The organism is Mangrovibacter yixingensis, assembly GCF_020523985.1.
Classification (GTDB): domain Bacteria; phylum Pseudomonadota; class Gammaproteobacteria; order Enterobacterales; family Enterobacteriaceae; genus Mangrovibacter; species Mangrovibacter yixingensis.
Window position 1 is genome coordinate 2287879 of record NZ_JAIVKM010000001.1, and the last position, 6000, is coordinate 2293878.

Sequence of the window (6000 nt, forward strand, 5' to 3'; positions counted from 1 at the left end):
TGTTAACGATTGTGATCTGGATCGTTATCTGGTTGTAGATGAAACCTGAGTACCGGTCGCCAGCGCTGTCAGTTTGCGCCACACCCACTCCAGTGGCCCCTGGCGGAAAAAGTGCAACCAACAGACAGATAACACAAGGTTAACCAGCCACACCGCTGGCACAAATGCGAGGAGTTGTAACCGGCTAAAATGCATAAACAAGCCAGCCCGTTCAAAAATAGTGGTGCAAATAACCGTTTGTAACAAGTAATTCGTTAGTGCCATCCGGCCAACACAGGCAATAGCAATGGTGATACGCCAGGAAGCTATGGAGCGCCAGTAGCCAAAGATAAGTGATGCATAACCAATAGACTGCAGCGGAGCACTCAACTCCCGCGGGGACTGTAACAAGAAAGCACACCACCGGTACTGCCAGCCTAAATGCCATTGTGCAAACACCGCTGGCGCGTTAATTAATAACCCCAACCCCACCAAAAGCGCGCCTGTGCGCCGGTAATGAGACTGGCTGAAACGCCCACGTAACCAACCGCTACGCATCAGCGCTGCCCCCAGCAGCATCATACCTGCCAGTTGCCAGCCGTATTGTGCACCAATCGCTAATAAGTTAGAGGACAGCAAGCTCAGGCGGTTATCTACCGCTTCCATTCCACCTTTTAACTTCCAGTAGGCTTCATATTGCAGCGGTGCGGCTTCTGGAACCCAGGAACGGCTGGTGTGATCACCAGAAATCAGCCCAAGGACCAGTAACACACCCAGGCCAATTAAATAGAGCACAATACCTGTGTTGAACAGCGCTTTCACACCGCTGGCATCACGAATCATTCGCCAGCACACCAGTCCAACCAGCCCGTAAGCCAACAGGATATCGCCGTCCCATAAAAATACCGCATGGCAAAAACCCAACATAACCAGCAGTGTGAGGCGAGTTTGAATCCAGCGTTTACCGCGAGGCAGCAACATCTGCAATCCCGCGCCAAATAACAAGGCAAATAGCGTAAGGAATTTAACTTGAGCGAAGAGATCCAGCATGGCCCATGTCCAGGCATCGCTGAGTGTCGCACTGCCTGACCAGGCTGGGTTAAGATAAGCCGCCTTGGGTAAACCAAAGGCGACTATATTGAGAAGCAGGATGCCCAGAATGGCAACGCCGCGAATGAAATCGAGCGTAAGGTTTCTTTCCATTGCATCCTGCCTGGCAGTTAACTTTAGTTATGGTGGCGCACTGCGCGTAAAAATTCCTGCCGGGTATTCTGGCTGGATTTAAATAACCCGCCCAACGATGTTGTGGTGGTTGCACTGGTTGCATCGCGAATACCACGCGCTTTTACACAATAATGTACGGCATCGATTGATACGGCAACATTATTGGTTCCCAGCAGAGTTTGAAGTGCCACTAATATTTGCTGAGTCAGACGTTCCTGAACCTGTGGTCGCTGAGCAAAGAACTGCACAATACGGTTAATTTTTGACAAACCGATCACCGCTTCTTTTGGAATATAAGCCACGGTAGCTTTGCCATCAATAGTAACGAAATGGTGTTCACAGGTACTGGTGAGAGTAATATCACGCACCGTAACCATTTCATCCACTTTCATTTTATTTTCAATGACAGTGATTTTAGGGAAATTCGCATAATCCAGGCCAGAAAAGATTTCATCGACATACATTTTTGCAATGCGATGCGGCGTTTCCATCAGGCTGTCATCACTCAAATCCAGATTCATGAGTTGCATGATACCTGTCATGTGTTCTGCAATGCGTGCTTTGCGGGTTTCGTTATCCAGTTGCTCGGCAGGTTGGCGTAACGGTGTTTCCAGCCCCCGGGCAACCAAAGCGTCATGGACCTGGGCGGCTTCTTTACTGAGTGATGGCATCAAATTTCTCCTGCAGGTGTCTCGTGCCTTACCCTACGTGGGGCAAAGTTTATGCTCATTTTGCGGCACCGCGCACGTTTAATCCAGTACCATGAAGGATTATTATTGAAATAGGTGCAGCCATGCACCAGAAGAAAATACTATGACGTTATTGGCTGGCGGAACAGAAGAAAAAAGAATATTGCTCTGACTATTTCTGGATTTAAATACCAGAACCCGCGCGATAGAAAAGCCAGCGCAAGCGCTGGCCTGATGCTGATGACAAACCTCATATCTGCACAGAGCCAGAGGTTGTCACCCAATAAAAACCTGGAAAATCAATTTATTGATTTTCGGCTGCTAACTAAAAAGAAGGGAAAACCACGCTTTTCCCTTCTTTTTCATCAATATAAAGCCAGCGCAAGCGCTGGCTTCAGGTGATAATCAATGAGCTACTACCTGTTAACCTGCAGGTTGTTCTGCTGGTTTCTCTTTAGCAGCCGGTGCGGGTACTGGGGGCAGCGGCGGTAACTCACGCACCTCAACACGCACATCATAACGTTTGCCTTTTTCAAGCGCTGGTACATCGCCTGTCAGCTTTTTCAGTGCTTCTGCCGGGTCTGACGTTTGCATTGAAGACTGATAGACCGGAGGCATCATCATGGGTGGCATAAACTGCCCATGACCACGCGGCGCCATCATTTTCTGGCCTTCATGATGAGCGGATTTTGCTGTTTCCTGCTGTGCTGCAAAAGCAGTCGCCCCTGCAGCCATCAGGCACACAGCAACTAAAGCCTTGTATGTTTTCTTCATACCCAAAACTCCTTACAGGCGCATGGTGCGCCAATGCATTAGTGGTGCAATGCACTATTCAGAATGATGGAAGTAATCACACCGGTTGCGGCAGCAATCAAGACATAGTTACCGTCGATGTAGGCCCAATGCTGCCCTGATGGCGGCGTTGGTAACCCACGGTCACGCCAATCATTCACACGATAGTCATCGCCTCTGAAACGGTCCGGAGCCGGATGCCCGCGCCGGAAATCATGCCCATTCCATGCAAAGTGATCACCCTGATGCATTTTTTTAGAATCATAGTGCTCTTTACCATGATTCTGTGGCTGCCCCTGATGCTCGTGGCCTTGTTGTTCTTGCCAGGGCTGCCCTTGGTTATCAGGCCCATGGTCGTCTGCCCAGGCTACCGAAGTCATAGAACATGCAGTAATCAGTGCTAATGCAATCAGCTTTTTCATAAGTCACCTCTTCTCCTTATGGATGACTTAGTTTTACAAGACAACAGTGGAGAAAATGTGGAAAAGCGGTAATGTCGGAGAATTCCTGGAAGAATAGTTTATTGTTCAGCAGATTATTCTGATACGGAAAGAAATCGGTATAACACCCTGTGTTCCATGCATAATGGCCGCGGCTGATAACCGGGCGTATCTGTTCAGGCAGGCCACCCTGCCTGAACAGGCCGGAAGGGTTACATTTCCAGTGAGGTAGTCAGCCCATCAATAACCACTTGCGGTGTACCACGCGAGCAACGCTCAATACGCCCTTTCACCCCGTAAACTTCCGCCAGGCTTTCCGCCGTGATAACCGCTGCTGGCTCACCACTGGCTACCAGGTTGCCATTTTTCAGCATCAACACATGCTCACCATGACGCAGTGCGATATTAATATCATGCACCACTACCACCGTTATCATATTGCGTTTGCGGGTTTCGCGGGCTACCAGGTCCATGACATGAAACTGGTAATTGAGGTCAAGCGCACTGAGCGGTTCATCGAGCAATAATAATTCCGGGCGGCGAATTAGCGACTGAGCCAGGCCAACCAACTGCTTTTGCCCACCTGAAAGTTGGTCCAGATAGCTCATTGCCAGGTGCGAAATCCCTAGCTGGTCGAGCAGATTCATTACTTCCTGCTCATGAGATGCATTGGCATGGCCGCCAGATGCACGTTGTGCAACGATTATCGATTCCAGCACATGCAAGTGGACACCCGCCGGTAAACTCTGCGGCAAATAAACCACTTTCTCTGCCCGTTTCACAAAAGGCAGCGCCATCAGGTCTTCCCCATCAAGCACTAACTGGCCTTGTGCTTTATTCAGCCCGGCCAGCGAACGCATCAGCGTGGATTTGCCACAGCCATTAGGGCCAAGTAAAACGGTGATTTTCCCGCGGGGTAGCGGGCCAACATTCAGATCACTGATAATCTGGCGTTTAGGGTAACCGGCATTGAACTCGCGAATAATTAAACCACTCATCATACGCTCCCCCGGTGACGCAAAATAATACTCAGGAAGAAAGGCACCCCTACCAACGATGTCACTATCCCTACCGGAATAATGACGCCTGGGATGATATTCTTCGAAGCAACAGATGCCATCGACAACACCAATGCGCCAATCAGCACACTACCCGGCAAGTAAAAACGGTGGTCTTCACCAAACACCAGGCGGGCAATATGTGGTGCAACAAGGCCGATAAAGCCAATCGGGCCGACAAATGCTACAGATAACGCAGACAGGATACTGATACGCAGTAAGGTTGCCAGGCGCAGGCGGCGCACGTCAATCCCGAAGCTGACAGCGCGGTCTTCCCCCAGGCGCAATGCAGTGAGCTTCCACGAACTCATCATCGAAAGCGGTAAAATAACTGCAAATGCCAGAGCAAGAACACCCAGTTTGTCCCAGGAGGCTCTTGCCAGGCTGCCCATGGTCCAGAAAACCAGCCCCTGCAACGTATCTTCGCTGGCAACAAACTGCAACATAGAAACCAGCGCATTAAAGGTAAACACCAGCGCAATACCGAACAACACCACGCCCGATGTCGCGACTTGTGTCCAGCGGGTAATAGCATCAAGCAGTAAGGCCGCGATTAACGCAAAAACGAAGGCATTGGCCGAAATAAACCACTGGTCAGGCACACCAGGTATGCCAATTCCCAGCACAATAGCCAGTGCGGCACCAAATGCCGCCGCAGAAGAGACACCCAGAGTAAATGGGCTGGCAAGTGGGTTATTGAGTATGGTCTGCATCTCTGCCCCGGCAAGGCCAAGCGCCATACCCACCATTACAGCCATGAGTGCATAAGGCAGGCGAATATCCCAGACAATCACCCGGGTTCCTGGATTGGCGCTGGATGGGTCAATCAGCGTATGCCATAGCGTACCCAACGATAAACCTGAAGGGCCAAGAGTAAAATCCAGCAACAGCGATGCCAGAATGGCAAGAACAATCACGCCAAGTAACCAGTAACGGTGATACAACACCTTCTGGTAACGGCCCATCACGTTATTGGAAGATGATGATTGAGACGTTGATTGTGACATTGATTCGGTGGTTACACTCATTACATCTAAACCTTTACGGCGTCATGCTCATCATTAAACGCCTGCCAGCTCACGCCGTCAGGCTCTCGGGTTAAACACCCGTACAGGCAACAACCATGTGCACTCAGGCTACGAAAAAACAGGATGTTGGGACCAATACAGGTACTATCCAGGGTACGTCCGTAAGTGTTTGTATGCCGCCTTGCTGTAAATAGATCTGCACAGCGTGATTACCCGGCAAAATAAATACGACCGCAGGCATATATGCCCGCCAACGATAAGACAAATGATAATTCTTATCAATTCTATAGTTATAAAAACCTCATTTTTTACACGCGCAACGGTTATAAATCAACGTATACACGTAAAAACTACACATATTGTGTAAGTTTTCCCTGACCGGGAACAAAATTGCAGCAATTGCCCTGTCCCTTGCCTGTTAACCAGCAGTAAGACCGGATTAAGTCCGCAGCTTAAAATGAACGGAATTTGCACCGAACCGGCATCCGGCTCAGTGAACGTATGCAGCCACAGTAAAATGTTCTGCCAGCACAGCGCTGGTTGCGCGCCGTGTCAGCCACACAGGTTTCTCTCACCGCCCGCGCACGCAGGGGGCCCGGCCCCCCTGCACCCCCGTTGGTGGCTGGCAAAATCGCCGCTTCGCGGACATTCGGCTTACCCCGGCAGGCTTCTCGGGTACCGCTCCGAGTCGGCTTCCTGCCTCCCGTCGCTCTGCCTGCATCCATGCAGGCAGCCCCGGCCCGCCAGGCACGCCTCAACGATTTCGAGGCCACTAACACCACCGCCTGTA

At 50.5% G+C, this 6000-nt stretch carries 7 protein-coding genes; 1 reads left to right on the forward strand and 6 read right to left on the reverse strand.

Going from position 1 to position 6000, the window contains the following annotated elements; translation table 11 throughout:
• Positions 1 to 24 precede the first annotated feature (24 nt).
• From yeiB to LC084_RS10550, 6 genes are all read right to left on the reverse strand, one after another.
• Positions 25 to 1182, reverse strand: coding sequence for a DUF418 domain-containing protein YeiB (yeiB, locus tag LC084_RS10525; RefSeq protein ID WP_226571083.1), 1158 nt, complete (start codon positions 1180 to 1182; stop codon positions 25 to 27).
• A gap of 23 nt (positions 1183 to 1205) precedes the next feature.
• Complete coding sequence (folE, locus tag LC084_RS10530) at positions 1206 to 1874, reverse strand: GTP cyclohydrolase I FolE (RefSeq protein ID WP_226571084.1); 669 nt, start codon at positions 1872 to 1874, stop codon at positions 1206 to 1208.
• 441 nt (positions 1875 to 2315) lie between these two features.
• A complete protein-coding gene (locus tag LC084_RS10535; protein ID WP_226571085.1) occupies positions 2316 to 2666 on the reverse strand; it encodes a hypothetical protein in 351 nt (116 codons plus the stop codon).
• A gap of 38 nt (positions 2667 to 2704) precedes the next feature.
• Entirely contained in the window at positions 2705 to 3106 is a 402-nt protein-coding gene (locus LC084_RS10540) for an RcnB family protein (protein ID WP_226571086.1), read from the reverse strand.
• 230 nt (positions 3107 to 3336) lie between these two features.
• Positions 3337 to 4125, reverse strand: a complete 789-nt coding sequence (locus tag LC084_RS10545) for an ABC transporter ATP-binding protein (RefSeq protein ID WP_226571087.1) — start codon at positions 4123 to 4125, stop codon at positions 3337 to 3339.
• Positions 4122 to 5210 (reverse strand): FecCD family ABC transporter permease, encoded by a 1089-nt coding sequence (locus tag LC084_RS10550; protein WP_226571088.1) that lies wholly within the window; start codon positions 5208 to 5210, stop codon positions 4122 to 4124. Before LC084_RS10550 ends, LC084_RS10545 begins: the two co-directional genes overlap by 4 nt.
• A 549-nt stretch (positions 5211 to 5759) precedes the next feature.
• Between LC084_RS10550 and LC084_RS10555 the strand changes: the two genes are divergently transcribed.
• Positions 5760 to 6000 (forward strand): hypothetical protein (locus tag LC084_RS10555; protein WP_226571089.1); only part of this gene is annotated, 241 nt, incomplete at its 3' end.

Bases quoted from the DNA above. Each gene is read 5' to 3' on its own strand.
- yeiB (WP_226571083.1), bottom strand. From the start codon at position 1,182: ATGGAAAGAAACCTTACGCTCGATTTCATTCGCGGCGTTGCCATTCTG.
- folE (WP_226571084.1), bottom strand. From the start codon at position 1,874: ATGCCATCACTCAGTAAAGAAGCCGCCCAGGTCCATGACGCTTTGGTT.
- LC084_RS10535 (WP_226571085.1), bottom strand. From the start codon at position 2,666: ATGAAGAAAACATACAAGGCTTTAGTTGCTGTGTGCCTGATGGCTGCA.
- LC084_RS10540 (WP_226571086.1), bottom strand. From the start codon at position 3,106: ATGAAAAAGCTGATTGCATTAGCACTGATTACTGCATGTTCTATGACT.
- LC084_RS10545 (WP_226571087.1), bottom strand. From the start codon at position 4,125: ATGATGAGTGGTTTAATTATTCGCGAGTTCAATGCCGGTTACCCTAAA.
- LC084_RS10550 (WP_226571088.1), bottom strand. From the start codon at position 5,210: ATGAGTGTAACCACCGAATCAATGTCACAATCAACGTCTCAATCATCA.